This window comes from Actinomyces stomatis (assembly GCF_031292835.1).
Taxonomy (GTDB): Bacteria; Actinomycetota; Actinomycetes; order Actinomycetales; family Actinomycetaceae; genus Actinomyces; species Actinomyces stomatis.
The window spans coordinates 17,192-41,997 of record NZ_JASPEP010000008.1; the positions used below are offsets into that span (position 1 = coordinate 17,192).

18 protein-coding genes, 1 tRNA gene and 1 pseudogene are annotated in these 24,806 nt (G+C 68.7%); 1 reads left to right on the plus strand and 19 read right to left on the minus strand.

Annotated elements, in window-relative coordinates:
• Positions 1 to 98 precede the first annotated feature (98 nt).
• The 15 genes and pseudogenes from RIV12_RS06455 to argS form a co-directional block, all read right to left on the minus strand.
• Positions 99 to 392 carry a nucleotidyltransferase family protein gene (locus RIV12_RS06455; protein WP_003782358.1) on the minus strand — a complete coding sequence of 98 codons (294 nt, stop codon included), beginning with the start codon at positions 390 to 392 and terminating at the stop codon, positions 99 to 101.
• A gap of 91 nt (positions 393 to 483) precedes the next feature.
• Positions 484 to 1,380 carry a peptide chain release factor N(5)-glutamine methyltransferase gene (prmC, locus tag RIV12_RS06460; RefSeq protein WP_075418559.1) on the minus strand — a complete coding sequence of 299 codons (897 nt, stop codon included), beginning with the start codon at positions 1,378 to 1,380 and terminating at the stop codon, positions 484 to 486.
• Positions 1,370 to 2,464, minus strand: coding sequence for a peptide chain release factor 1 (prfA, locus tag RIV12_RS06465; protein ID WP_309322876.1), 1,095 nt, complete (start codon positions 2,462 to 2,464; stop codon positions 1,370 to 1,372). Before prfA ends, prmC begins: the two co-directional genes overlap by 11 nt.
• Before the next feature lie 119 nt (positions 2,465 to 2,583).
• Complete coding sequence (gene rpmE / locus RIV12_RS06470; protein WP_003782958.1) at positions 2,584 to 2,796, minus strand: 50S ribosomal protein L31; 213 nt, start codon at positions 2,794 to 2,796, stop codon at positions 2,584 to 2,586.
• Positions 2,797 to 2,937: 141 nt separating this feature from the next.
• Positions 2,938 to 5,043 (minus strand): transcription termination factor Rho, encoded by a 2,106-nt coding sequence (gene rho, locus RIV12_RS06475; protein ID WP_309322877.1) that lies wholly within the window; start codon positions 5,041 to 5,043, stop codon positions 2,938 to 2,940.
• Between the two features lie 377 nt (positions 5,044 to 5,420).
• A pseudogene (locus tag RIV12_RS06480) lies at positions 5,421 to 6,205 on the minus strand (CE1759 family FMN reductase).
• 1 nt (position 6,206) lies between these two features.
• On the minus strand, positions 6,207 to 7,355 hold the full coding sequence (locus RIV12_RS06485; RefSeq protein WP_075416939.1) for a CE1758 family FMN-dependent luciferase-like monooxygenase: 1,149 nt from the start codon (positions 7,353 to 7,355) through the stop codon (positions 6,207 to 6,209).
• A 228-nt stretch (positions 7,356 to 7,583) separates the two neighbouring features.
• Entirely contained in the window at positions 7,584 to 8,486 is a 903-nt protein-coding gene (thrB, locus tag RIV12_RS06490) for a homoserine kinase (RefSeq protein WP_075416938.1), read from the minus strand.
• A gap of 1 nt (position 8,487) precedes the next feature.
• On the minus strand, positions 8,488 to 9,816 hold the full coding sequence (locus tag RIV12_RS06495; RefSeq protein WP_075416937.1) for a homoserine dehydrogenase: 1,329 nt from the start codon (positions 9,814 to 9,816) through the stop codon (positions 8,488 to 8,490).
• 268 nt (positions 9,817 to 10,084) lie between these two features.
• A complete protein-coding gene (locus RIV12_RS06500) occupies positions 10,085 to 10,252 on the minus strand; it encodes a hypothetical protein (protein WP_309322878.1) in 168 nt (55 codons plus the stop codon).
• Positions 10,253 to 10,507: 255 nt separating this feature from the next.
• Positions 10,508 to 12,361, minus strand: a complete 1,854-nt coding sequence (locus RIV12_RS06505) for a DUF7926 domain-containing protein (RefSeq protein ID WP_309322879.1) — start codon at positions 12,359 to 12,361, stop codon at positions 10,508 to 10,510.
• 354 nt (positions 12,362 to 12,715) lie between these two features.
• A complete protein-coding gene (locus tag RIV12_RS06510) occupies positions 12,716 to 14,134 on the minus strand; it encodes a tetratricopeptide repeat protein (RefSeq protein WP_309322880.1) in 1,419 nt (472 codons plus the stop codon).
• Between the two features lie 28 nt (positions 14,135 to 14,162).
• Entirely contained in the window at positions 14,163 to 15,443 is a 1,281-nt protein-coding gene (locus tag RIV12_RS06515; RefSeq protein ID WP_309322881.1) for a hypothetical protein, read from the minus strand.
• A 21-nt stretch (positions 15,444 to 15,464) separates the two neighbouring features.
• The gene (lysA, locus tag RIV12_RS06520; RefSeq protein ID WP_309322882.1) at positions 15,465 to 16,925 is read right to left on the minus strand and encodes a diaminopimelate decarboxylase; all 1,461 of its coding nucleotides are present in this window, start codon (positions 16,923 to 16,925) and stop codon (positions 15,465 to 15,467) included.
• A 6-nt stretch (positions 16,926 to 16,931) separates the two neighbouring features.
• Complete coding sequence (gene argS, locus RIV12_RS06525; RefSeq protein ID WP_309322883.1) at positions 16,932 to 18,608, minus strand: arginine--tRNA ligase; 1,677 nt, start codon at positions 18,606 to 18,608, stop codon at positions 16,932 to 16,934.
• A gap of 132 nt (positions 18,609 to 18,740) precedes the next feature.
• Here argS and RIV12_RS06530 point away from each other — a divergent pair.
• Positions 18,741 to 18,816, plus strand: a tRNA-Arg gene (locus tag RIV12_RS06530).
• 141 nt (positions 18,817 to 18,957) lie between these two features.
• Here the strand turns inward: RIV12_RS06530 and RIV12_RS06535 are convergent.
• The 4 genes from RIV12_RS06535 to RIV12_RS06550 form a co-directional block, all read right to left on the minus strand.
• Positions 18,958 to 19,713 (minus strand): glycerophosphodiester phosphodiesterase family protein, encoded by a 756-nt coding sequence (locus tag RIV12_RS06535; protein ID WP_075416933.1) that lies wholly within the window; start codon positions 19,711 to 19,713, stop codon positions 18,958 to 18,960.
• Between the two features lie 12 nt (positions 19,714 to 19,725).
• Entirely contained in the window at positions 19,726 to 21,573 is a 1,848-nt protein-coding gene (locus tag RIV12_RS06540; RefSeq protein WP_309322884.1) for a peptidoglycan DD-metalloendopeptidase family protein, read from the minus strand.
• A gap of 737 nt (positions 21,574 to 22,310) precedes the next feature.
• Positions 22,311 to 23,390, minus strand: a complete 1,080-nt coding sequence (locus RIV12_RS06545; RefSeq protein WP_309322885.1) for a hemolysin family protein — start codon at positions 23,388 to 23,390, stop codon at positions 22,311 to 22,313.
• A complete protein-coding gene (locus RIV12_RS06550; protein WP_309322886.1) occupies positions 23,387 to 24,730 on the minus strand; it encodes a hemolysin family protein in 1,344 nt (447 codons plus the stop codon). Before RIV12_RS06550 ends, RIV12_RS06545 begins: the two co-directional genes overlap by 4 nt.
• Positions 24,731 to 24,806: the final 76 nt, after the last annotated feature.

A 24,806-nucleotide genomic window follows, 5' to 3' on the forward strand; every position in this document is an offset into this window, starting at 1 on the left:
TCCCGGAGCATCTCAGCCAAGATCGTCTCAAGCATCACTACACGAGTCGTCGCAGGGCTCGCACCGCCTGAAGAGCATCCCAGATGTGAGCATAGGACTCATGCCGCATAGACATCCTCAGCACCCCTCAGCACCGAGGACTTGAAGTAAGGATTCTTGACCGACTCTGCAACGACCAGGTCAATCTTCCTGCCGAAGATCCTCGTCAACTCATCCTGCAGACCGAAGAAATCAGCAAATCGATCATTACGACCCGCTTGGAAATCAACAAGAAAGTCAATGTCGCTGGTATGGGGATCGAAATGATCGGTAAGTACCGACCCGAAAACACGCAATCGAGCAACACCGAACCGGGCGCATGCCTCCGCCAGCGCCTTGGTATCAATCGTCACTTTAACCGCCACAGAACTATGACCAGAGTATCCAGCACGCCGACTGCAGAGGCGGCAGGCGGCCCGAGCACTGCTGGCCCCGCCGGCGGGTTTACCGCACGGCGCGCAGGTAGCGGTCGCGGCCGGTGAGGTCCTGGCCGGTCTCGGCCTGCTTGAACCCGGCCCCGAGCGCGGCGGCGCGCAGCAGCGCCCCCTGCTCGTGGTCGTGCTCCATGACGAGTACCCCGCCGGTGCGCAGCAGCGCGACCGAGCGCACGAGGACATCGATCGGAATATCCAGTCCGTCGGGGCCGCCGCCGTAGAGGGCCACGGTGGGCTCGTGCTGGGAGGTCTCGGTATCTTCCACGGCGCCGGCCGGCACGTAGGGCGGGTTGGAGACGACGACGTCGACCTGCCCGTTGAGGTCGTGAAGGACCAGCGGGTCGGTGGCGTCGGCGTGGATCACCTCGACGCGTCCGGGCACCAGCCGCTCACAGTTCTCGCGGGCCAGAGACGCAGCGGTCTCGCTGATCTCGACGGCGACCACCCGGGCTCCCGGCACCTCCTTGGCGATGCAGGCGGCGATCGCGCCCGAGCCGGTACACAGGTCAGCGGTCAGGACCACTCCCCCACCGCCGTCCATGACCTCTCGGGCCGCCTCAATGGCGGCCCCGGCCACCACCTCGGTCTCCGGGCGCACGATGAACACGCCGGGACGGCTGATGAGCTCGGCGCCCCGCAGCCACATACGCCCGATGATGTGCTGGAGGGGCTCACGGCACTCGCGGCGCAGCACCAGCGCGTCATAGGCGGCCGGGAAGTCGCCGTCGGCGCCGTCGGCCAGCAGCAGGGCCCTCCCCAGCAGGTGCTCGGCCAGGATTCGGGCATCGACCTGGGGACTGGTCACGCCCGCCGCAGCCAGCCGACCGGCTGCCTGGCGCACCAGCGCCCGCAGCCCGTAGCGGTCCACCGCGCCCGCCGGCGCGCCGCCGCACAACTCAGGAACCACTGCCCTCACCCACCTGGGATAATCGTTCAGCCTCGTCCATGGCGATGGCCGAGGCGATCACCGGGCCGAGGTCACCGTCGAGAACGGCGTCAAGGTTGTAGGCCTTGAAGCCGGTGCGGTGGTCGGCGATCCGGTTCTCAGGGAAATTGTAGGTGCGGATGCGCTCGGAGCGGTCCACAGTGCGCACCTGACTGCGACGGGCCTGCGCCGCCTCGGCCGCGGCGGCGGCCGCACGCTCGGCCAGGAGCCGGGCCCGCAGGACCCGCATGGCCGCCTCCTTGTTCTGCAGCTGGGACTTCTCGTTCTGCATGGATACGACGATCCCCGTGGGCAGGTGCGTGATGCGCACGGCCGAGTCCGTGGTGTTGACGCTCTGGCCCCCCGGCCCCGAGGAGCGGAAGACGTCGATGCGAAGATCGGCGGCGTCGATCTGGAGCTCGCCGGGGTCGTCGGCCTCCGGCATGACGAGGACGCCGGCCGCGGAGGTGTGGATGCGCCCCTGGGACTCGGTGACCGGGACGCGCTGGACGCGGTGGACGCCGCCCTCGTACTTCAGGTGCGCCCACACCCCGTCCTGGGGCTCTACGGGTCCGCGGGTCTTGATAGCCAGGCGCACGTCCTTGTAACCGCCCAGGTCGGAGTCGGTGGCGTCAAGGACCTCCACGGCCCACCCCTGCCGTTCGGCGTAGCGGGAGTACATACGGGCCAGGTCGGAGGCGAACAGCGCCGACTCCTCACCGCCCTCACCGGCCTTGACCTCGATGATGACGTCGCGGGCGTCGTCAGGGTCCCGAGGCACGAGGACCTCGCGCAAGTGCTCGCCGGCAGCGGCCTCAGCAGCCTCAAGAGCCGGCACCTCGGCGGCGAAGTCCTCATCCTCAGCGGCCAGCTCGCGGGCGTCGGCCAGGTCGGCGCTGGCCGACTGCCAGGCCCGGTAGGCGGATACGACCCTGCCCAGCTCGGCGTAGCGGCGCCCCAGCCGACGCATGGCGTCGGGGTCGGCGGCCGCGGGCCCGGCCATCTCGGCCTCGATATCCGCGTACTCGGCCAGGAGCGGTTCTGCGGCGGAGAAGTCCTCACTCATGGACTCGGGTTCCTTCACTGGCTAGAAGTCGTACTGACGGGCACCAGCGGCACTCGTGCGATATGCAAACGACGCCGACGGCGGCTCTAGGAGCCGGCCGCCGGCGTCGTGAGACGCGGCTACTTGCTGCGCTTGCCGTACCGGGCCTCGAAGCGGGCAACGCGGCCACCGGTGTCGAGGATCTTCTGCTTGCCGGTGTAGAACGGGTGGCAGGCCGAGCACACGTCCACGCGGATCTCACCGGAGGTGACGGTGGAGCGGGTCTCGAAGGTGTTGCCACAGGTGCACGTGACCGTGGTGGCCACGTAGTCGGGGTGGATGCCCTGCTTCATAGGTTTCTCCTTAAGCGTCAGAGGGTCCCGGGTCCCACGCGGGAGCGTGAGTGAACCGGAGGCCAGCAGCAGATTTTGCCACTGTCTCACGGACCGTTGCAACGGCTGAGCCGCGTGAGACCGGGCACCTGGCCGGTTGCGTTACTCGTCCTCGCCGTCGGCCAGAGACGTACCGGCCGGGGTGGTCTTGGACAGCACCATGAGGAACTCGGCGTTGGACTGGGTGTCTTTGAGCTTGGAGAGCACCAGCTCGAGGGCCTGCTGCTGCTCCAGCCCGGCGAAGAGGCGGCGCAGACGCCACATGATCTTGAGCTGGGCGGGGTCGATGAGCAGCTCCTCACGGCGGGTGCCGGAGGCGGCCACGTCCACGGCCGGGAAGATGCGCTTGTCGGCGAGCTGGCGCGACAGCCGCAGCTCCATGTTCCCGGTCCCCTTGAACTCCTCGAAGATGACCTCATCCATCTTGGAGCCGGTCTCCACCAGGGCCGTGGCCAGGATGGTCAGGCTGCCGCCGCTCTCCACGTTGCGGGCCGCCCCGAAGAAGCGCTTGGGCGGGTAGAGGGCGGAGGCGTCCACACCACCGGAGAGGATCCGGCCGCTGGCCGGGGCCGCCAGGTTGTAGGCGCGCCCGAGGCGGGTGATGGAGTCCAGCAGCACGACGACGTCCTGGCCCAGCTCCACGAGGCGCTTGGCGCGCTCGATGGCCAGCTCGGCCACGATCGTGTGGTCGGAGGCCGGGCGGTCGAAGGTGGAGGCGATGACCTCACCTTTGACCGTGCGCTGCATGTCGGTGACCTCCTCGGGGCGCTCGTCGACGAGCACGACCATGAGGTGGGCCTCGGGGTTGTTGACGCTGATGGCGTTGGCGATCTGCTGCAGGACGATCGTCTTACCCGCCTTGGGCGGGGAGACGATGAGTCCGCGCTGCCCCTTGCCGATGGGCGAGACCAGGTCGATGATCCGCGGGGTGACGGCCTTGGGGGTGGTCTCCAGCCGCAGCTGCTCCTGGGGGTAGAGGGGGGTGAGCTTGGCGAACTCGGGGCGGCGCTTGGAGCGCTCGGCGTCCATGCCGTTGACGGTCTCGACGCTGACCATGGGGTTGTACTTGACCCGGCCGGCCCGGTTCTGACGGCGGTTGTTGCGCCCGCCCTGGTGGGGCGTGGAGGACTCGGCGCCCTCGCGGACCCAGCCGGTCACGGCGTCGCCGGCGCGCAGCCCGTTGTCCTTGATGAGCTGGTTGGAGACGTAGACGTCCTTGGGGCCGGGCAGGTAGCCGGAGGTACGCAGGTAGGCGTGCTGGTTGTCGGAGACGTCCAGGATGCCGGCGACCGGCAGGAGGACCTCGTCCTCGCGCGACTGGTTGCGGTTGCCGCGTCCGGCGTTGCCGTCGCGGCCCTCACGGCCGGAGTCGCGGTCATCGCGGTCGAAGCGGTCGCGTCCACGCTTACGGCCCCGACGACGTCGCCCACCGCGCTCGTCGTCGTAGCCGTCGGAGTCATCATTGCCGTCACGGCCCCGACGCGAGCGCTCCTGGGACTCGACGACGGAGGTTCCGGTGGCATCGGCCAGGTCCCGCATGAGGGCGGCCTTGGCGTCGGCATGATCCTCGGGCGAGTCGGTGCGGGGCTCGCGCGAGGCGCGCTCCTGGTTCTCGGGGGCACCTGCGGAGGCCTGGGCGCGCCGGCGGCCGCGGCGAAGCTGATCGCGCGAGGAGCGCTCGCCCCGCTCCGAGCGGCCGTGGGAGTCGCGGTCATCGCCACCCTCAGCGGCCTCGGAGCGCTCGGCGCGCTCACGCCAGCGGCTGCGTGCGGGGCGCTCCTCGTCATGGCCGGAGCCTTTGGCCGAGTCGCCGCTGGAGGAGTCGGAGCGCTCAGGCAGATCGAGGCCCAGGTCGAGGACCGGCGCGGACCGGCGCTCCTCAGGGGAGCCGGAGGCGGCAGTGGCACGACGGCGGCGGGAGCGCCCTGAGGCGGCGGCCTGGGGCTGCTCCGATGAGGGCTCACCGGTCGATGAGGAGGAGGAAGAGGAGTCGGCGGCGTCGGTCGCCCCGGCATCGGGCGAGCTGTTCGACGCGCTGTGGGAGTCGGGAGTGGAGGCGGAGGAGCCGCGCGCCTGACGGATAGCGGCAACGAGCTCACTCTTGCGCATACGGGAGGTGCCCTTGAGGCCCATGGAACCGGCAAGCGACTGAAGCTCGGCCAGACGCATGGTGGAAAGCGAGGGCTGGGCGCTGGAGGTCTCGGTCACGAGTGTCCTAACGGTGTGATGACGCTCCGAAGAAGGAGACGTTCAACTGGGGAGACTCCCCCGGAATCGTTCACGGGGGTGGGTCATGCACTGCCGGTTCCTGCTGAGACCTGAGCCTCAGGTCCGGGGCTGGTGCGGTCAACGGCGTGGTGCGATCCGCGCGGCTGACGGCGCCAGCATAGCAGCCCCTTCGCGCAGTGCCTAACGGAACACCGGCGCGCAACGCCGGGTATGCCGCCGTTATTCCACCTATGACATCTCTCGCCACCGCCTTGACACCGGTGGGGCCGACCATACGCGCGATCGGCCCCACCTGGATGATCGACTCGGGCGCACCCGAGTCGGCTCTTGCCCTTCGAGCCCCCAGGCTCACGGCCTCAGCGACCTGCGAGAAGCACCCCCATGGGCGCGAAGTCGGCCAGCGGGTCGACCGGCGCCTGGCGCGGGAAGCGCTCCATGAGTGTGGCCAGCTCCCGCCCCGCCCGGGCCATACGCTCGCTCAAGGGCGACTCGGGCCTCTCAGAGGATGACGGCGTCTGCCAGGCCGCGCCAAAGTCCTCACTGGCCGCGAAGACAGCGGTCTGCGTCGGCAGGGCCTTCATGTAGGCAACCAGCGGCCGCAGCGCCATCTCGGTGACAAGACTGTGCCGCGCAGTGCCGGCCGTCGCCCCAGCAGGACGGGGACGCCCTCAAGCGTGCCGGCCGGCAGCACATCCATGGCAGACTTGAACAGTCCGGAGTAGGAGGCCTGAAAGACCGGGCTGACAAGGACGACGCCGTCGGCGGCGGACAGGGCGTCGATCACCTTCTGCAGGTCGGCAGACACCAATCCGCCCACACTGGCCAGGGCGATGTCCTTGACCAGGGGCCTGAGCCCGATGACCTCGATGCTGGCGAGGCGGGAGTCGGACTCCAAAGCCTTGCGGGTCGACTCAGCCAGCCGCTCGGCGAGCATCTGGGAGGTCGAGGGCTCCGAGACCCCGGCGTGCAGAGCCACGATCCGGCTCAGACGCCCCATCTGGGTATTGGCGTAGGCATCGTAGGTCGGCGATCCGGCCAGGGACTGGGTGCCCCCGAACGGGGCGACAGGCGCAGTCGTGTCAGTGGTCACGTCATCCATCTCCTGCTTGTCACTCGTCGTGTCAAAGGTTTCCCGGGCCATCTCAGATACTCACCTTCCGGCCCGTGAGCGGGTCGAACTCGTTGGACAGGGAGAAGGGCTCCTCAGCCGGGGGCTCGGCCCCCTCCAGCAGGGCCCGGTGGCGCGGGTGGAGCGGTGCCTCCGGAACACCCTCGGGCTTGGTGGGCTCCAGCTCGGCGCGCAGTGCCGGGACGATCTCGGAACCCAGGTACTCGATCTGCTTCATGATCTCCTTGTGCGGGACGCCGCCCAGGTCCACGTTGAAGGCCTGACGCTGGTAGTCGCCGATCGCGTCCCGGTAGGTCAGGTACTTCTCCACGATCTGCTCGGGCGTGCCGACGGCGAGAGGCGTGTGCTGCGTCATCTCCTCCAGAGCCGCACCCTGGTAGACGTAGGTGTTGCGGAAGTAGGGGGTGTAGCGCTCAATGGCCTCGGCCTCGCTCCTGGCAGCGAAGATCTGGCCGCCCAGGCCCACGATCGCCTGCTCGGGCTCACCATGGCCGTAGAAGGCGAAGCGCTCGCGGTAGAGGTCGACCATCTTCTTGACGTGGTCGATGGGCCAGAAGATGTTGTTGTGCAGGTAGCCGTCTCCGTAGTAAGCAGCCTGTTCGGCGATCTGGGGCGAGCGGATGGAGGCGTGCCACACGAAGGGCGGGACGCCGTCGAGCGGGCGGGGCATGGAGGTGAAGTCCTGCAGCGCGGTACGGAACTCGCCCTCCCAGTCCACGTTGGTCTCACGCCACAGGCGGCGCAGCAGGTCGTAGTTCTCCACCGCGAGCGAGATGCCCTTGCGGATGTCCTTGCCGAACCAGGGGTAGACCGGTCCGGTGTTGCCGCGCCCCATCATGAGGTCGACGCGTCCGTCGGAGAGGTGCTGGAGGTAGGCGTACTCCTCGGCCAGACGCACCGGATCATTGGTGGTGATGAGGGTGGTGGCGGTGGTCAGGAGCAGCTTGTCCGTGCGTGCAGCGATGTTGGCCAGCAGGGTCGTGGGCGACGACGGCGCGAAGGGCGGGTTGTGGTGCTCCCCGGTGGCGAAGAAGTCCAGGCCCGCCTGCTCGGCCAGAACCGCCATCTCGACAGTGTTCTTGATGCGCTGGTGCTCACTGGGGGCCTTGCCTGTGGCCGGGTCGGTGGTGATGTCTCCAACCGTGAAGATTCCGAACTGCATGCGACGTCCTCACTGTTCCTGCACTGGTTCTACGTGATCTCTTGTGTACTGATGGAACCGGAGACATATATAGTTTATTTCTCAACTACTTGAGTGTGACGCGCTTCCCACCTGGGAATGTGGCACGCCCACCCCACCGGGGCTCCAGGGCGGACACAGATCGCGGACGCCCCTGGACTCGGGGACGCCCGCGATCAAGGAGGCGGATGAAGAAGCCGTTAGCGCGGATCAGGAGGTCAGGACCGCCCCACGAGTGTCGATCCCGGGGGTGAGCACGCTCCAACCGTGGCTCTCCAGGGCGAAACGGGTCTGGTCGGCCAGGGTGGACAGGACCAGCACCGTGGGGCCCGCGCCGGAGATGACCGCCGGGTAGCCCTGCTCACGCAGGGAGTCCATGACCGCCATCGAGGCGGGCAGGACCCCACGTCGGTACTCCTGGTGGAGCCGGTCCTCGGTCCCGGCCATGAGCAGGTCGGGGCGTCCGGCGAGTGCCAGCATGAGAACGGCGGCACGTGAGGTGTTGAACAGGGCGTCCTCGCGCGGCACGGAGACCGGCAGGACCTGGCGGGCCTCCTTGGTGGACAGGCGCGTCGTCGCCGGCGGGATGAGCAGGCTGACGCCGAGGGAGGCGTCCACGGGCATGGGGGCCATACGCGGGTGTCCCCCACGCTCGACCCAGGCGACAGTGGCGCCTCCGAAGACGGCGGGTGCGACGTTATCGGGGTGGCCCTCGAAGTCGGTGGCCAGGGCGAAGATCCGGTCGTCGCTGAGGGCCTCGGGCTCGGAGATGAGACCGCGCGCCAGCATGAGCCCGGCGACCGCGGCGCTGGCGGAGGATCCCATGCCTCCGCCGTGGGGGATCCGGTTGACGCAGCGCATCTCGAAGCCGGCCTGAGGCGCGCCGACGGCGTCCAGACCGGCCCGCAGGGCCTGCACGACGAGGTTGTCGTCGTCAGTGGGGACAGTCTCTGCGCCGACACCCTCGACGATGACGCGGGTGGTGCCGGTGATCGGCCGCACCGAGGCCTCGTCGTAGTAGCGGAAGGCCATGCCGAAGGAGTCGAAGCCGGGTCCCATGTTCGCCGTTGTTGCCGGGACCCGGACGGCGGCGCGCTCGTAGACGATGCGCATGTCACTCACCTTCGACGCGTTGGATGGAGACGATCTCGGCGACCCGCTCCGAGGCCCGCAGCCCCTCGACAGCGGCGTCGAGGTGGAAGACGGGAGCCGGGTGGGTCACGAAGGTGACGACGGCCTGGTCCTCGCTGCCATCGGTGGTGACGTAGGCGCTCTGGCGCACCGAGTTGATGGAGACGCCGTTGTCGGCGAAGACCGTGGCCATGGCGGCCAGCGAACCGACGGCGTCCTCGGAGCGCAGCTGGATCTGGTACCGGGTGACGGCGGCCTCCGGGCCGAGGACCGTCAGGCTCGCGTAGGAGGACTCACGGGGCGCCTGACCGCCATGGACCCGGTGGGCGGCGGCGGCGACGACGTCGGACAGGACCGCGGATGCCGTCGGGGCTCCCCCCGCGCCCTGTCCGTAGAACATGAGGCGCCCGGCGCTCTCGGCCTCGACGAGGACGGCGTTGTAGGCCCCGTGAACACTGGCCAGCGGGTGGTCACTGGGCACGAGGGCGGGGTGGACCCGCACGGAGACGCCTTGGGCGTGCTCGTCGTCGCGGCGCTGGGCGATGGCGAGCAGCTTGAGCTCGCAGCCCGAGGCGTGGGCCTCGCGGATATCGTCGGCGGTGACCGCGCGGATGCCCTCGACGGAGACGTCGTCGAGGCCCACGCGGGTGTGGAACGCGAGCGAGGCGATGATGGCGGCCTTGGCGGCGGCGTCCAGGCCGTCGACGTCGGCGGTGGGGTCGGCCTCGGCGTAGCCGAGCTCCTGGGCGGTGGCCAGGGCGGTCTCAAAGGACAGGCCCTTGGTACTCATCTCATCGAGGATGTAGTTGGTGGTGCCGTTGACGATGCCGAGAACGCTGGTGACGCGGTCGCCGGCCATCGACTCGCGCAGCGCGTAGACGACCGGGATGGCGCCGGCGACAGCGGCCTCGTAGTAGAAGTCGGTGCCGGCCGCCGCCGCAGCGGCGTAGAGCTCGGGGCCGTGGGCTGCGATGAGGGCCTTGTTGCCGGTGATGACGCTGGCCCCGGCCTTGAAAGCGGCCAGGATGAGGGTGCGGGCCGGCTCGATCCCGCCGATGAGCTCAATGACCAGGTCGTTCCCGGTGGCGACGGCGGTGGCGTCATCGGTGAGAAGGTCCCGGGGGACGGAGGCGTCACGCGGCGCGTTGACATCACGGACGGCGACGCCCGTAATCTCAAGACGTGCACCGGAGCGGGCGGCAAAGTCGTCGACCTGCTCGGTGAGGAGGCGAATGACCTGGCTGCCAACGGTCCCGGCGCCAAGGACGCCGACTGTGAGTGTGCGTTGGGCGGGTGAGAGGTCCTGAGCCACGGGATGACCACCTTGCTGTGTGTGCTGTGTTGCGTGCCGCGCGTGGGCACTTCGACTGCGTCATGCGATGAGGCCGGTCACGGCGGGCACGGTCAACCGGCCGCCCACCCGCGCTGGCCATCGCTGCGGGCCAGCATAAGGGGCATCGGCCGTGGAGCGCTTGCATGTCCGCCTGTGGACACACGGCCATCCTGTGCTCCTTGGTCCGATGAGGCCAGGAGAGGCACCTCCAAAACCCGTCAGAGACCGCGCGGACGGAAGGGCGCGCTCAGTGGCGCCAGATGATCTGCTTGAGCAACCGAGCGATCACCCGTCCCAGGCCCATGGACATCGGGGTGGTCGCACCGTCGGAGTACCCCCAGGCCGGGGGCGGCTGCTCCAGGGAGGAGACGAAGGATGTCAGGGAGGACGGAGAGGAGGAGGTCGTTGCGCTCATGCCTTCAGGTTAGAAAAGCATCGCACCGCCTAGCGCCCCCCAGGAGAACGATTAGCGAGGAGAGGGGCCTCCTCCTCATGGCTGAGACGATCCCATGGGTTGTCCTGCTTTCGGCAAGCCTCGGAGCAGGGCCGGCGGAGTGCTGGCGGCCCTGGGCAGAGATGACCAGTGGCCCCGCCCCGGTTGAACCGGGGCGGGGCCACTAGGTGGGCTCTGATGACAGAGTGCTCAGACCCGAGAGGCGGTTACCCGCACTCAGGAGGCCTTGCGGCGACGAGCCACCAGGAGGGCACCGCCACCCAGGCCGGCGCCGGCGAGCAGCAGGAGCGCAACGGCGTTAGCACCGGTGTGCGCCAGCGGCGGGGTACCACCGTTCGGCGTCTTCGGGGTGGAGGTGGGCGGTACCGGAGCACCCGGGGTGCTCGGCGGCTGCTGCGTGGTCGTCGGCGGGGTCGCAGGCGGGTTGGACGCCGTGGGCGGGGCCTGCGTGGTCGTCGGCGGCGTCGCGGTGGTCGTCGGCGGGGTGTCGACCGGCGGGGTCGCAGGCGGGTTGGACGCCGTGGGCGGCATCTGCGTGGTCGTCGGCGGCGTCCCGGTCGTCGTGTTGGTCAGGGAGACCTTGACGATCTCCTGGTCGCGGATGGTGAAGGTGTTGGTCTTCTGACCGTCCACGGTGAAGACCGGCTCGCCCCAGCTGAAGCCGGAGGCGGCGGGCTGAGCCTTGGAGGTGTCCTCGGTGAGCGTGATCTTGGTGCCCACGGGGAAGGTGCCGTCGAAGGCGACCGGCTCACCCGGCTTGACCGTGACGGAGGAGGTTCCGGAGCGGCCCTCACCGGTGGCCTTCTGGCCCTCGGGAGCCTTCCAGTCCGGGTAGGAGCTGGCTGCGGCCGGCAGCTCGTAGGCGACGTCGACGACGAAGCTGGAGCCGGCGGCCTGTGCGGCAGCCTCACCCTCGACGACCTTGGTCACATTGAAGCCACCGAAGCCGGGCTCCATCTGGACCGAGATGTCGAAGTACTGGACGTAGGACTGGCTCTGAGTGCTGGTCAGGTCCGTGCCGTTGAGGTTCACGGTGTTCTCGTAGGAGGTGCCCCGGGAGGCGGCGACGGCGTTGCCGTTGGCGTCCACGAAGGAGACGGGGTACTCCAGGGTGAAGTTGGTGCCGTTCTGGAACGGACCAGTGACCTCGTAGGTCGCAGTGCGGCCGTCCTGGGAGTAGGTGGCCTTGACATCGAAGTCGCCGTACTGGGTGGTGGCGTCCTGGCCGGCGGCGTTGGTCACCGGGATGGACTTGCCATCCGCAGGACGCAGGTTGAGGACCGTACGGGTGGCGTCAGCCTGGTTGAAGGTCATGCCGCCGCCGAGGGTATCGGTGAAGACGATGCTCTGGCGGGAGCCGTCGAAGGTCTTACCGAGCTTGTCACCAGTGGTCTGGTTGGTCCCGAAGTTCACACCCCAGGTCAGCTCCTTGTAGTTGTTGTAGAAGCTGGAGGCCCACTTGGTGAGCTCCCAGTCGCTCTCCTTGGGGCCGTCGATGCCGCCGCCACCGGGCAGGGTGACGGTCGTGGTCACGCCGTTGACGGTGAAGTCAACGGTCTGCACGTCGGTGGCCTTGGCAACGGCCACCAGGGCGGAGCCGGAACCCTTGAAGTTGTGGAAGCCGGCGGCCTTCAGCTCGTCAACCTTGGAGTTGAAGGTGCAGGTGACGTCCTTGACGGTCAGGGTGCAGGTACCGACCTCGACATCCTTGCCGCCGTACTCGACGGTCATCGGGTGGGACTCGCTGTTCTGCAGGTTGGTGAAGTACTCACCCAGACCGATCGTGAAGGAGTCTCCGGCCTTGAGGTTGGCGTCGACGCCGCTCCAGTCGAAGCTGAGGCGGGCGAGGTCGTAGGTGTTGAGCTTTCCGTCCTGCTCAACGTTGTTGCCGTCCACACGTGTCAGAGACAGGTTGGTGACGTTGACGCTCTTGTTCTCCTCGGCGCTCGCCTGAGGGGCGAACTGAGACATGATCGCGACAAGGAAGAGAGCGAGGATGGCGGCGGCCCCCCTCACCGCCCCTCGCGAGAGGGCCGGCCGAGAGGCGGCGCCCGTGGACATTGTGTTCATGGGTTCTCCGGATTCCTGGCATAGATGACAAGGGTCTGCCTTGTGAAACATCACCGAACGTTCCCACCGTCTGTTCAGGAGAGGGAGAGGCCGCCCCGTGATGACCAAGACCACTGTGTCACAAACCGACTGATTGGGAACAGCGAACACCCAAAACACGCGCGACCTCACAGTCTCATCACATTCAAAACTTACGTTTAATACAATTTATTCCGCAGATATTTGTAGGTACCGCACAAGACTCGCCTCGCTAGGCTGTGCTGACGCTGTGCTTCCCCTATCAGACAGACCGTATTGTGGTTGTTCCAGTCCTCCAAACAGACGTTCTTCAGGTTCGCTGAGGCGCGGTTCCACTCAGAGCTCTCCCAGATCAGCGCGCTTCTGGTTCAGACGCTTGAGGTTCTCCTCAGAGGCTGACACGTCCTGCTGAGCCTGCGGGGTTCCCAGCAGATCCTCCAGCTCCCGCCGGACCTCCAACGACTCCCGGTAGGCAGCCTCAGCCACATCCCACTCACCACGGGCCTCGGCCACCCGCCCCGCATTGTTCAAAGAGACCGACAGGTCACGACGGGCCTGAGGTGTCCCCGACGACTCCTCCACCCCCCGCCGGACCTCCAACGACTCCCGGTAGGCAGCCTCAGCCACATCCCACTCACCACGGGCCTCGGCTACGCGCCCCACATTGTCCAGGGCCACCGACAGGTCACGACGAGCCTGCGGCGTCCCCAACCCACGAGCCAGCCCCAGCGCTAACCCCCGCCGGACCTCCATCGACTCCCGGTAGGCAGCCTCAGCCACATCCCACTCACCACGGGCCTCGGCTACGCGCCCCACATTGTCCAGGGCCACCGACAGGTCACGACGAGCCTGCGGCGTCCCCAACGACTCCTCCAACCCCCGAGCCAACCGCTCCAGCTCCCGAACTGTTGGTTCGGCAACGTCAACGGCTCCGAAGGTCATAGCAATGCCCAGAACCGCATCCGCCACCTGAGAGCGGAGGGGGGGTGGAAAATCAGCAAGGGTCTCCAGGACGGCTTTGAGATTCACCTCCACGGTGACGGCGTCGTCGAGCAGGCCGCCGATCTCGGCGCCAGTCAGTCCTCTGAATGCCGACGCCAACGGAGATGGATCCTCGGGCAGAGCATCTAGGGCCTCTCTGGCCCTCCACGGCTCGGTGGGGAGCAGACGTCGGGCCCGGTCCGTCTCCCGGATGGTGACGGCAAGCTCGGGGGTCCGCTGATCCGGAGGAACCGTGATGCTCCAGGTGGAACGGTACCGAGAACCGTCATTTGCTCCCACAGAGCGAGAGCCGTCGCCCTCTTCGCGGTGCTGCGGCAAATCCACCAGTTCCCCAGAACTGGAACCGATGACGCAAGTCAAGGACCGGATGGACCACAGGTCCGCAGCCTCACGGGCGGCGTCACTGAGAAGTGCAATCGGCCCGCAGACGATGACGCATCCGCCCCCAGGGCGGGCCAGGCGCATCCGCATCTCGTTGAGAATGTGCAGAACCCTGCGGCGCACCCATTCATCCCACAGATCCAGGAAGAGAACACCGGGAACGGGGAGATGGCGGTTCAACCAGGCGTTCAGAAGCTGCTCCGCCTCCGGCTCAGTCCAGGACTCGTGCGCCCTTCGGCACCACAGTGCGGCACGTTCCTTGAGGTCCCTGGCCTGGGATCGAGTCTGCGCCGCAACCACCACGACGGTGGGCTCATTCCTGGTCCACTCCAGGTGGCAACACAGATCCGACCAGGCATGGTCAACGCTCACCGTCAAGGGGGTACTCGGGACGCGCATACTAGTCCTCGTCGAGGAGGGGCTCCAAAAGGGGATTCACACCCCACCAGTCAACGGTTCCGTTGCGGTAGCACAGCACGTACCCGAGCGCCTGGAGGGTCCAGGCCTCCGAGGTCAGCTCTCGCGGCACGATGAGCTGTTGGGTCTCCTTCACCTGGCGAAGGATCTCCCACTGCTCCTGAGTCAACCCGGCGACAGCCTGGGAGCGCTGTTGGCGCTCCACCTGATCGACATCCTCGGGTCTCACTGGAAGCGGACCGTTCTTGAGCAGGAGGCCCGCAACCAGGCGGAACAGGTCACGGAACAGGCCGCCCGAGGCCCGGATCACCCGGTCCGTCTCCACCCCCAGGAGTCGTTCCACATCGCCATTCGGAGCGCGTTGGGCCAGCACCTGACGCAGCAGGTCGATGCCCTCCTGACAGTCCTCGCCGCGGCGCTCCCGCACCTTGACGTTGAGGACAGGCCAGACCTCCCCGCCCCATCCCGTAGGTTTGACGTACACCGGCACCGTGTAGACCACGTGCATCCCGGGCAGGGCCAGCTCTGAGGCGTAGTGGGAGAACAAGGCCTCCACGGAGTCGCGGACCTCGTCGAAGGTGGAGGACCGCCCCCGGTAGTGATCAATGGAGTCGACGATGAAGACCGGTGTCCTGTTCCCGGGCAGGCTGTTCGCCAGATCGTTGAAGAAGGCGTGCATCTCCTCCTTGAACGTCTTGCGGTTGGAGTCCAGGGCGGCCTTGACCTGCGCCCGGAAGCTCTCGTCATCGCGGAACCTCGCCCTCAGGTCAAGAGAGGCCGGCCCCCCGCTGACGGAGGCACTAAGTTCAGCATCAATGTCGAGGCGCTGGAAGAAAGTCTGAACCCGGCGGTACAGACTCTGCTTGAGCCCGTCGATCTCCTCGCAGTTGTCAACGAAGCCAGCGGCGAGGCCGACGAGAAAAGTCGCCGCCTCCAGTGGAAGCTCAGGGTTGAAGTAGTCCTCGATGTCGAAGTAGACGGGGAGGTAGACCTCACGATCCAACTCCCGTTTGAGGCGTAGGAGCTCGGTGGTCTTTCCCGCGCCGCGGTAGCCGGAGAGCAGCTGAACCGACCCACCGGCGGTGAAGTCGATCGCAGTGGCGATCTCCGCGACCAGATCCGGCCCAGCCGGGCCGTCGGGCCGGGCGTAGATCGGGACGTAATACCGCTCGAACTCCTCCTCCTCGCTGAGCATCTGAGCGCCTTGATGGACGTTCAGCGCGCGGTAGAAGTCCCTGCGGTAGTCCCGGTCACTGTCACCCATGCCCGGAGTCTATACAGGGACTCAGCCCTCGAGACGCAGAAGGTCCTCGATGGTCTCAGGACGCAGGACCCACCCCGACTCGCTCTCACGCACCCAGCGCACACCGGGGCGGGTGAAGAGGTTGTAGTTGGAGGCCATGGAGCGCCCATATGCCCCTGTGGCAGGTACGGCCAGTACGTCGCCGACCGCCAGGTCCGCAGGCAGGTCCACGTCACGCACGACGACGTCGCCGGACTCGCAGTGCTTGCCCACCACCCGGCTGCGCACTAGCCCGACCTGCGGACCGGGTCGGCGGTTGGCGACCAGGGCCGTGTACGCGGCCTCGTAGAGGGCGGGACGGATGTTGTCACTCATGCCGCCGTCGACGCTCACGTAGAGGCGCGAGGCCCCCTCCCCCAGCTCGACTCGCTTGAGCCCGGTGACCGTGTAGAGCATGACGGTGCCCGGTCCGGCGACGCTGCGCCCGGGCTCGACGGACACGTGCGGGACCGTGTCACCGAGCTCCGTGCACAGCTCGCGCACCGTCTCGGCGAGGGTCCGGGCGACCTCCGCCGGGCTGGGCGGCACCGGGTCCGCGCCGGTGTAGGCGATGCCGTAGCCGCCGCCCAGGTCGACCTCCGGGCACAGGTGCCCCGTGTCCGTGGAGACCTCGTGGCGCAGGCTGAGGACGACGCGGGCGGCCTCACGGAAGCCGGCCAGGTCCATGATCTGGGAGCCGATGTGGGAGTGCAGCCCGTGCAGCTCGAGCTCGGGGGCGGCGATGATCGCATCGATGGCCTGCCGGGCAGCGCCTCCGAGGACTGAGAGGCCGAACTTCTGGTCCTCGTGGCCGGTGGAGATGAACTCGTGGCCACCGGCGTGCACACCGGTGGTCAGGCGCACCATGACCTTGCCGGTCTCCTCGGGCCCGTAGACGCCGCTGGCGCGCAGATCGCGCACAGCGCGGACGGCGAGCTCGACCTCCTCGAGGGAGTCGAGGACGAGGTGGCCCACGTGGTGGGTGAGGGCGACGGCGATCTCGGCCTGCGTCTTGCCGTTGCCGTGCAGGCCCAGACGGGTGGCGCTGGTGGTGGCCTCCGCCCCATCCACCTCCTGCAGGGCAGCCAGTCCCGCGGCGAGCTCGCCGCGGCGGGCGGTGTCGATGCCCATGCCCTCCTCGAGGACCCACTGGGCGACCTTGGTGGTCAGGAAGGCCTTGCCAGCGTAGAAGGCCTCTCCCCCGGCCATGCCGTAGCTGGGCCAGAACTCCTCGTGCATGGCAGCGCTCCAGGAGGCGGCGCGGCCACGCAGGTCGGCCTCGTCCAGGACGAAGACGGGGCTGGGGGCGTCGGCGAGGATCTCGGAGACGGCGAGCCCACCCAGGGCCAACTCACCGTCGACCGTGCGCCGTGCCGTGGTGGGCCACAGGTCGGGACGGTCCTCGGGCTCGGGGCAGGTCAGCGCCCCTAGGGGCGGCTCACCGGCGGGCACCTGGTCGGCCATCGTCTGTCACATCCTCTCCGGTGCGGTCACGCCCAGCAGACCGAGCCCGTTGGCAAGGACCTGCCCGACGGCGTCGTTGAGCCAGAGGCGGGCCACGTGCCCGGACGTGACCGGGTCGTCTCCGCGGGGAGTAACGCGGGTGGCGCCGTACCAGGCGTGGTAGGCGGCGGCCAGCTGCTCGAGGTAGCGGGCCACCCGGTGCTGCTCGCGCAGCTGCGCCGCCTGGGTGACGATCGCCGGGAACTGGGCCAGCACGCCGAGCAGTGCGGAGTCCGCCGGGTCGTCCAGCGCCGCCGGGAGGAAGCCGGCCGAGCGGGACACTCCGTGCTCCGCGGCGTTGCGGGCCACGTTGCGCGTGCGGGCGTGGGCGTACTGGACGTAGTACACCGGGTTCTCGCTCGAGGTGGAGGCCAGCAGGTCCAGGTCGATATCGATGGCGGAGTCCATGGACGAGCGGGCCAGGGCGTAGCGGGCGGCGTCCACGCCGACGGCGTCAACGAGGTCACCGAGTGTCACGATGGTGCCGGCGCGCTTGGACATGCGCACGGGCTGACCATCCTTGACAAGGTTGACGAACTGGCCGATGACAATCTGCATGTTGACACCGGGCTCGTCGCCGAAGGCCGCGCACATGGCCATCATCCGGCCGATGTAGCCGTGGTGGTCGGCCCCGAACAGGTAGAGGGCGCAGTCGGCGCCGCGCTCGCGCTTGTCCAGGTAGTAGGCGAGATCGGCCGCGAAGTAGGAGGTGTTCCCATCGGACTTGATGAGGACCCGGTTCTTGTCGTCGCCGAAGTCAGTGGTGCGCAGCCAGGTGGCGCCGTCGCGTTCCTCGATGACGCCGCGCTCGCGCAGACGGTCGATGGCGCGCTCGACGGCGCCGGAGGTGTGCAGGGAGTCCTCGTGGAAGAAGACGTCGAAGTCGGAGCGGAATGCGTGCAGCTCGGCCTTGACGGCGGCGAACATGAGGTCAACGCCGCGGGCTCGGAAGACCTCGACGGCCTCGGCGTCGGGCAGAGTGGCCGGGTCGGGGCGGCCGGCGGCGAGCTCGTCGGCGGTCACCTGCTGGGCGATCTCACTGATGTAGGCGCCGCCGTAGCCGTCCTCGGGGGTCTCCTGGCCACGGGCGGAGGCCAGCAGGGAGGCGGCGAAGCGGTCGATCTGGGTGCCGTGGTCGTTGAAGTAGTACTCCCGGGTGACCTGGGCGCCGCAGGCGGACAGGATTCGGGCCAGGGAGTCGCCGACGGCGGCCCAGCGGGCGCCGCCCAGGTGCACCGGGCCGGTGGGGTTGGCGGAGACGTACTCGAGGTTGATGTGCTGGCCGCTCAGGGAGTCATTGCAGCCGTAGGCCTCTCCGGCCTCGACGATGGAGCGGGCGAGCTCGCCGGCGCTGGCGGCGTCGAGGCGGATATTGAGGAAGCCGGGGCCGGCGACCTCCACGGAGGCGATGCCGTCGAGGGCCTCAAGACGCGGGACGAGCAGCTCGGCGAGATCGCGCGGCTTGGTGCCCGCCTTCTTGGCCAGCTGCATGGCCACGTTGGTGGACCAGTCGCCGTGGTCGCGGTTGCGGGGACGCTCGACGCGGGGATCGGGGATCTCGGCGGCGGGCAGGGCGAGGGATCCCTCGGCGGAGGCCTCTTCCAGGATGGTGCGGATGGCTGCGGCAAGCTCTTCTGGAGTCACGCGCGTCAGCGTACCGTCAACGGGCGGACCGGATCACGAGCGAGACCGGAAACCGCAGGGCATCGTGGGACATGTCGCAGTCTCGTGCCGGTTTCGCTCCGGGGCCAGGACACTGGTACAGTCACGCCTCGGGCCCCGGTAGCTCAGTGGATAGAGCGTCTGCCTCCGGAGCAGGAAGTCGCAGGTTCGAATCCTGTCCGGGGCACCACCTCTGAGCCCCCGCTGCCACCCGCGGCGGGGGCTCGCTCATGCGTGTTGCGGCACAATTCTTCTGGCCAAAGCGGGGCCGAGCGGTTTCCACCAGGTTCCACCAGGCCGTCCGCCGACTCCGGGCTGTTGACGGGTTTCTTCAGCTGAGGGTCTGGACGGCGAGACTGGGGACGTCGGTCATGATGGCGTCCACGTTGAGGTCGGCCAGGCGACGCATCCGCTCGGGATCGTCCACCGTCCAGACGTGGACCTCCAGGCCCGCGGTGTGCGCGGAGGCGACGAAACGGCGGGTGACCACCGGGACGCCGTGATAGCTCTCCGGCACCTGGACGGCGTCGACCCTGCCACGTGTCCAGCCCCAACGGGTCTGGGGCAGGGGGACGGCCGCCTCACTGCGCAGCATGAGTCCGAGCACGTCGCTGACCCCTAGGGAGGTCATGGCCCGTGGCTCCTGGCGGCGCAGCACGGCCAGCCTCCGGGCGGAGAAGGAGGCGAAGCGGACTCGCTCAAGGGCCTGGGCGTCTCGCACCGTCTGCAGGGCGGCCTGGACGACGCAGGAGTCCTTGAGATCGACGTTGAACTTCATCGTCGGGTGGGCGTACAGGGCGTCATCGAGTCGGACGAAGCCGCGCCCGTCGCCGGAGTCGAGGTCGGCCATCTCGGCCCACATGACCTCTCCGACGGTGCGGGGGTCATTCGCGGTGCGGCGCAGGTCCTCGTCATGACTGAGCACGACGATGCCGTCGGCGGTCAGCCGCAGGTCGGTCTCCATCCACTCCAGCCCGAGCGCTGCCACGTGCTCGACGGCGCTCCAGGTGTTCTCAGGAACCTCGCGTCCCCCGCCGCGGTGGGCGATGACGGCGGGACGGCGGGTTCGTGACGCGGCAGGCGGCACAGTGGGTCTCCCTCAGCTGCAGTTGGTGGTGAGCTCGACGGCGTTGTGCTGCTTGAGCCAGCCCCACGGCTCCACGGTGGACTCGTCGGCGGTGTCGTCCTTGGTGCGCACCTCGAAGTGCAGGTGAGAACCGGAGGACCGGCCCGTGTTGCCCACTCCGGCGATCATCTGACCGGCCGTGACTTTGTCACCGACCTTGACGTGGATGCCGTCCTCGTACATGTGCAGGTAGCTGGTGTACCAGACCTGGCCGTCGATCTCGTGCTTGATGGTGATGGTTCCGGTGCCATCGACCATGCCGGCGGTGGTGACGGTGCCGGCGGCGGCCGCGTAGATGGGCGTCCCCACGGGGGCGGCCATGTCCTGCCCGGCGTGCAGCTTGCGGTAGCCGAGGGTGGGGTGGGTGCGGTAGCCGTACTCCGAGGAGATCTCATAGGTGCCCGGAAGCATCGGGTAGAACAGCTGCGGCTTGGAGCTGAAGGCACTGGTGTCGCCGGAGGCGCCGGTCGCCGAGGAACAGGTCTTGGCGGCGTTCTGGAAGGCCTCGCGAATCCTGGCCCGGGTGGCGGCGTCGGGAACGTTGGACAGCTGGGTGTCGGAGGCCGACTCAAGGTCGTCGCTGCCGAGTACGGCGCTGGCCACGGACGAGGACTTCGTCCCGCTGGCGGCCGGGCCCTGCGTAGGGGAGCCGCCGGAGTGCATCTTCATGGAGGCCGAGGCCAGCGGGGTGTTGTCGAGGTGACTGGACAAGGGGGCGAGCACTGTGGCCACGGCCAGGACCGACAGGACGGCGGTGCGCCCCAGAATCCCGGAACCGGTGCGACGGCGGACGGGACGCACGGGGGCGGGTCCGGTCGAGGAGTCACGGTGGGTGTCCGGCTTCGATGTTGCCGTGGTCCTGGCCGACGACGTCGGGGCGGCAGCCTCATCTGCGACCCTGCTCCCCTTGGTCTCGGCGGCCGTCGTCTCGGGCTTGGCCTTCTTGGTGCTCCGGGCGGCCTTGATGGCACGAATGGCCGCTTCGTCTGCCAGCGGCACCCCGGCCTTGCGGGCAGCCATGATCTTGCGGACCTCAGGGACCTCGATGGTCTCAGCGCCACGGAAGTCCGTGATCCGCTGTGAGAATCGGATCTCATGAGGGGCTTCGGGAGCGAAGGGAGTCGCGGTCGCTTGCTCCGTTGGCGCTGACGGTTCGGCCTGGGGTGTCTGGGCGGCGGCGCGGTCCGCCTGCGTGCCGGGGGCTCCGAAGAGGGCGGCATGGTGGGTGGTGGAGGCCACGACAGACTTGGCCGAGGCCGCTGAGGCGGCCGAGACGCCGGTGGGAGCCGCAGCGGCGCGTTGCTGGCGGCGGCCCCCAGAACGGGAGGCAGTCTCCGAGACCGTTCCGGCCTTCGGCTCAGCAGCGGCGGTCTGTCCGGCCGCGTGACGGTGGCGCTGTGTGCTGCTGGGCGAAGCAGAAGCCGTGCCGCCTTCGGCCCACCACGGAGTGGTGCCGGTGGGTTGACTGGCTGTCGGTCCGAGAGCCGAGGTGGACTCGGCCAGTGAGGCCGCGACCAGGGGCGTCAGAGCCGAGGGCGTTGATGGTGCGGCCGAGGGCGCGGCCTGTTCGCCACGATGAGAGCGGTGCTGGTCGTGGCGGTTCCCCGAGCGGACCTCGGGTCGGTGGGACTGGTGCTGCGGTGTGCTCTCGACGGCGGGGTTCTCCCGCGTCTGCTGGGTGTCCTCAGGAACCTGGGCCGAGCGCAGGTCCTTGCGGGAGCGCCGGGTGGGACGGGTGTCGTCGGAGCTCTGCGATGAGGAGGAGAAGACGGACGGGGCCGCAGACGCGGCGTTCTGACGCCGGCGGGCCATGCGGCTCATCGGCGCAACGGGCTGCGACTCCGCGGGGGCTGTGGGAACCGAGCGCGACGATCCTCCATCTGGGCGTGTTCCCGTCCGGGCGCCCGATACAGATCCCGGAGGGACCGCCGGTGCCACGGGCCGCTGCGGATGGTTCTGCTTCTGCGGGGCGAGTGGAACGTCCGGCAGAGCCGATGGACTCGGAGCGGTGACGGGACTCGAGGCGGCGCCGCTCTCGGCACGGTGAGCGTGAAGGTCGCGACGTGAGCGGCGAGTGGCACCTGCGACGTGAGTGGTGTGCGTCGTCGACGGTGACGACGGGGCGGCTCCGACCTGCGCCTCAGCGACCTGGCGAGCGGCTTCGGCAGCACGTTCCGCCTCGCGACGCTGGCGTCGACTCATGGGCTGCGGGGTCACGCGGGAAGCCTCCAGGTGGCTGTTGTCATAGGGAAGTCGTTGCTGCCGGCAACCCGGCGATCACGACGTGGCGGCTGCCAGGGCGACAGCCTGGGTTGTACTCGGTTAAAACAGTAGCGGTCTCCTGTGGGTCTCGCCAGGAGAACCAGCACACCTTTGTGTGACCTGTACTTCTCACACAAATCTCAAGGTTCCGTCCACAGAGCCGGCCTTGAGCCAGAAACACGTGTCATCCGAACGAATCAGCACCTGGTCACCACTGCCTGCGCAGCGGTCGACGATGGTCTCCCGAGGCGGCCCGAGTTGTGAGCACCCGCTGACTTCACCGCCTAAATCACAATTTAATCACGGCGCTGGTACTCCTCGCGCTGCATGGCGTCGTTGACCTCGCCGACGAGCTCTTCGAGGATGTCCTCCAGGAAGAGGACCCCGACGAAGCGTCCCTGCGCATTGCGCACGTGCCCGAGATGGGCCCCCGAACGTTGCATGGCTACCAGCGCCTCCTCGACCTCGTCGTCGTATCCGACGGGCACGAGTGCGCGTGCGCGCCAGGCGGGTACCGGCTCGGTGCGGTCGGCGCCGTCGGCGTAGAGGATGTCCTTGAGGTGCAGGTAGCCGGTGATGGCCGGTTCCTCTCCCCCGTCGGCTGCGGCCTGATCGGCCACGAGCGGGAAGCGGGAGAAGCCGGTGGAGGCCACGGCCCGTTCCACGTCCTCCGGGGTGCAGTCCTGGGGCAGGGTGACGAGCTCACTCAGGGGCACCATGACGCTGCCGGCGGTCTCCTCGGAGAACTCCAGGGCGCCGCTGAGCAGGCCGGTGGAGTCCTCCAGGACGCCTTCGGCCGTGGAGCGCTCGACGATGGAGGCGACCTCCTCGGCATTGAAGGCGGCGGAGATCTCCTCCTTGGCCTCGATGCCCAGGACTTTGAGGGCCCCGTTGGCGAAGCCGTTGAGAGCGTTGACCACGGGACTGAAGACGCGCGAGCACCACACCAGTGGCGGGGCCAGCCAGCGCACGGCCTTCTCCGGGGAGGCGATGGAGATGTTCTTGGGCACCATCTCCCCGGCGACGACGTGCAGACCCACGACGATGACCAGGGCGATGACGACGGCGACTGCGTGGGAGCCGGCGTGCCCGACGCCGACGGTCACGAGCAGGGGCTCCAGGGCATGGGCGATGGCCGGCTCAGCGACGACGCCCAAGCCTGTGGAGCACAGGGTGACGCCGAGCTGGGCGGTGGCCAGCATGCGCGAGACGTTCTGCAGGGCCCACAGGGCGGTGGCCGCGCGGGCGTCGCCGGCCTCCGCCAACGGCTCGAGCTGGCTACGGCGCGAGGAGGTGACGGCGAACTCGGCGCCGACGAAGAAGGCGTTGCCGGCCAGGAGGATGACGGTGACCACCAGGGCCAGGGGCGTGCTCATCGGCGCTCCCCCTCAGGTCTCTGATCCCCAGAAGCGGCCTCTGGGTCCTTGGGGCGCACGTGGAGGCGGGTGACGCGGCGCCCGTCCATGGCGTCGACGGTCAGGGAGGCGTGAGTCAGCTCGACGACGTCGCCGACGACGGGGATGCGGCCGAGCTCGGTCATGACCAGGCCGCCGAAGGTCTCGTAGGGGCCGTCGTCGGGGACCTGGATGGCGGTGCGGGTGGCGAGCTCGTCGGGGCGCATCCACCCCGGGACGACCCAGTGGCCGGAGGGGTCGAGGTGGGCGCCGGCGCGGCGGCGATCGTGCTCGTCGGCAACGTCCCCGACGACCTCCTCGACGGCGTCCTCAAGAGTGACGACACCGGCGGTGCCGCCGTACTCGTCGACGACGATCGCCATCTGGGAGCCCTGGGCGCGCAGCTCGACGAGCAGGTCGGCCAGCGGCATGGTCTCGGGGACTCGGGGCGCGGGGGTCATGAGGGAGGTGGAGGCCACCGGCACGTCGGCGCGCCGCTCGTAGGGGACGCCGATGGCGCGGCGCAGGTGGACGATGCCCATGACGTCGTCGACGTCACGGCCAATGACGGGGAAGCGGGAGTGGCCGGTGGCGCGGGCCAGGTGCACGACGTCCTCGGCGGAGTCGTCGGCCTCGAGGGTGTGGAGGCGGCCGCGGTCGGTCATGACGTCGACGGCGGTCAGCGCCCCCAGGCCGATGGAGCGGGTGAGCAGGGTGGCGGTGGAGGCGTCGAGGGTGCCCTCCTCGGCACTGTGGCGCACGAGGGAGGCGAGCTCGCCGGCGCTGCGGGTGCCGCTGAGCTCCTCTGCGGGTTCGATGCCCATGGCGTGCAGGACGGCGTTGGCGGCGCCGTTGAGCAGGACGATGAGGGGCTTGAGGAGGGTGGTGAAGCCCATGAGGAAGGGGGCCACGAGGCCGGCGGCGCGCATGGGGTCGGCCAGGGTGGCGTTCTTGGGGATGAGCTCGCCCATGACCATGGAGAAGGCGTTGACGACGATGAGGGCGATGACGACTGCGGCGCCGGTGGCCACGGAGACGGCCATCCAGTGGCTCATGAGGCCGGTCAGCAGGTTCGCCAGGGCCGCTTGCATGGTGTAGCCCAGGAGCACGGTGGTCAGGGTGATGCCGACCTGGGCGCCGGACAGGAGAGTGGAGAGGCGCCCCAGGGCGCGCCGGACGACGGTGGCGCGCCTGTCCCCGGTGGCGGCACGGGTCTCGACGGTGGAGGGGTCGAGGGCGACCAGCGAGAACTCGCCGGCCACGAACAGGGCGGTGCCCACGGTGAGGACCACGCCGACGGCGATCATGAGCCAGTCGGTCATGCGGGCCCCTCCCCCATGTGGGGCTTGACGTGGGCGCCGGAGGCGGACGAGTCGGGGTGGGGGTGGTCAGAGGCGG

Excerpts from the sequence above, each read along its gene's own strand:
- prfA (WP_309322876.1), bottom strand. The coding sequence starts at position 2,464 with ATGAGTGAGGACTTCTCCGCCGCAGAACCGCTCCTGGCCGAGTACGCG.
- rpmE (WP_003782958.1), bottom strand. The coding sequence starts at position 2,796 with ATGAAGCAGGGCATCCACCCCGACTACGTGGCCACCACGGTCACGTGC.
- RIV12_RS06485 (WP_075416939.1), bottom strand. The coding sequence starts at position 7,355 with ATGCAGTTCGGAATCTTCACGGTTGGAGACATCACCACCGACCCGGCC.
- thrB (WP_075416938.1), bottom strand. The coding sequence starts at position 8,486 with ATGCGCATCGTCTACGAGCGCGCCGCCGTCCGGGTCCCGGCAACAACG.
- RIV12_RS06500 (WP_309322878.1), bottom strand. The coding sequence starts at position 10,252 with ATGAGCGCAACGACCTCCTCCTCTCCGTCCTCCCTGACATCCTTCGTC.
- RIV12_RS06505 (WP_309322879.1), bottom strand. The coding sequence starts at position 12,361 with ATGAACACAATGTCCACGGGCGCCGCCTCTCGGCCGGCCCTCTCGCGA.
- RIV12_RS06515 (WP_309322881.1), bottom strand. The coding sequence starts at position 15,443 with ATGGGTGACAGTGACCGGGACTACCGCAGGGACTTCTACCGCGCGCTG.
- lysA (WP_309322882.1), bottom strand. The coding sequence starts at position 16,925 with ATGGCCGACCAGGTGCCCGCCGGTGAGCCGCCCCTAGGGGCGCTGACC.
- RIV12_RS06540 (WP_309322884.1), bottom strand. The coding sequence starts at position 21,573 with ATGAGCCGCATGGCCCGCCGGCGTCAGAACGCCGCGTCTGCGGCCCCG.
- RIV12_RS06545 (WP_309322885.1), bottom strand. The coding sequence starts at position 23,390 with ATGAGCACGCCCCTGGCCCTGGTGGTCACCGTCATCCTCCTGGCCGGC.
- RIV12_RS06550 (WP_309322886.1), bottom strand. The coding sequence starts at position 24,730 with ATGACCGACTGGCTCATGATCGCCGTCGGCGTGGTCCTCACCGTGGGC.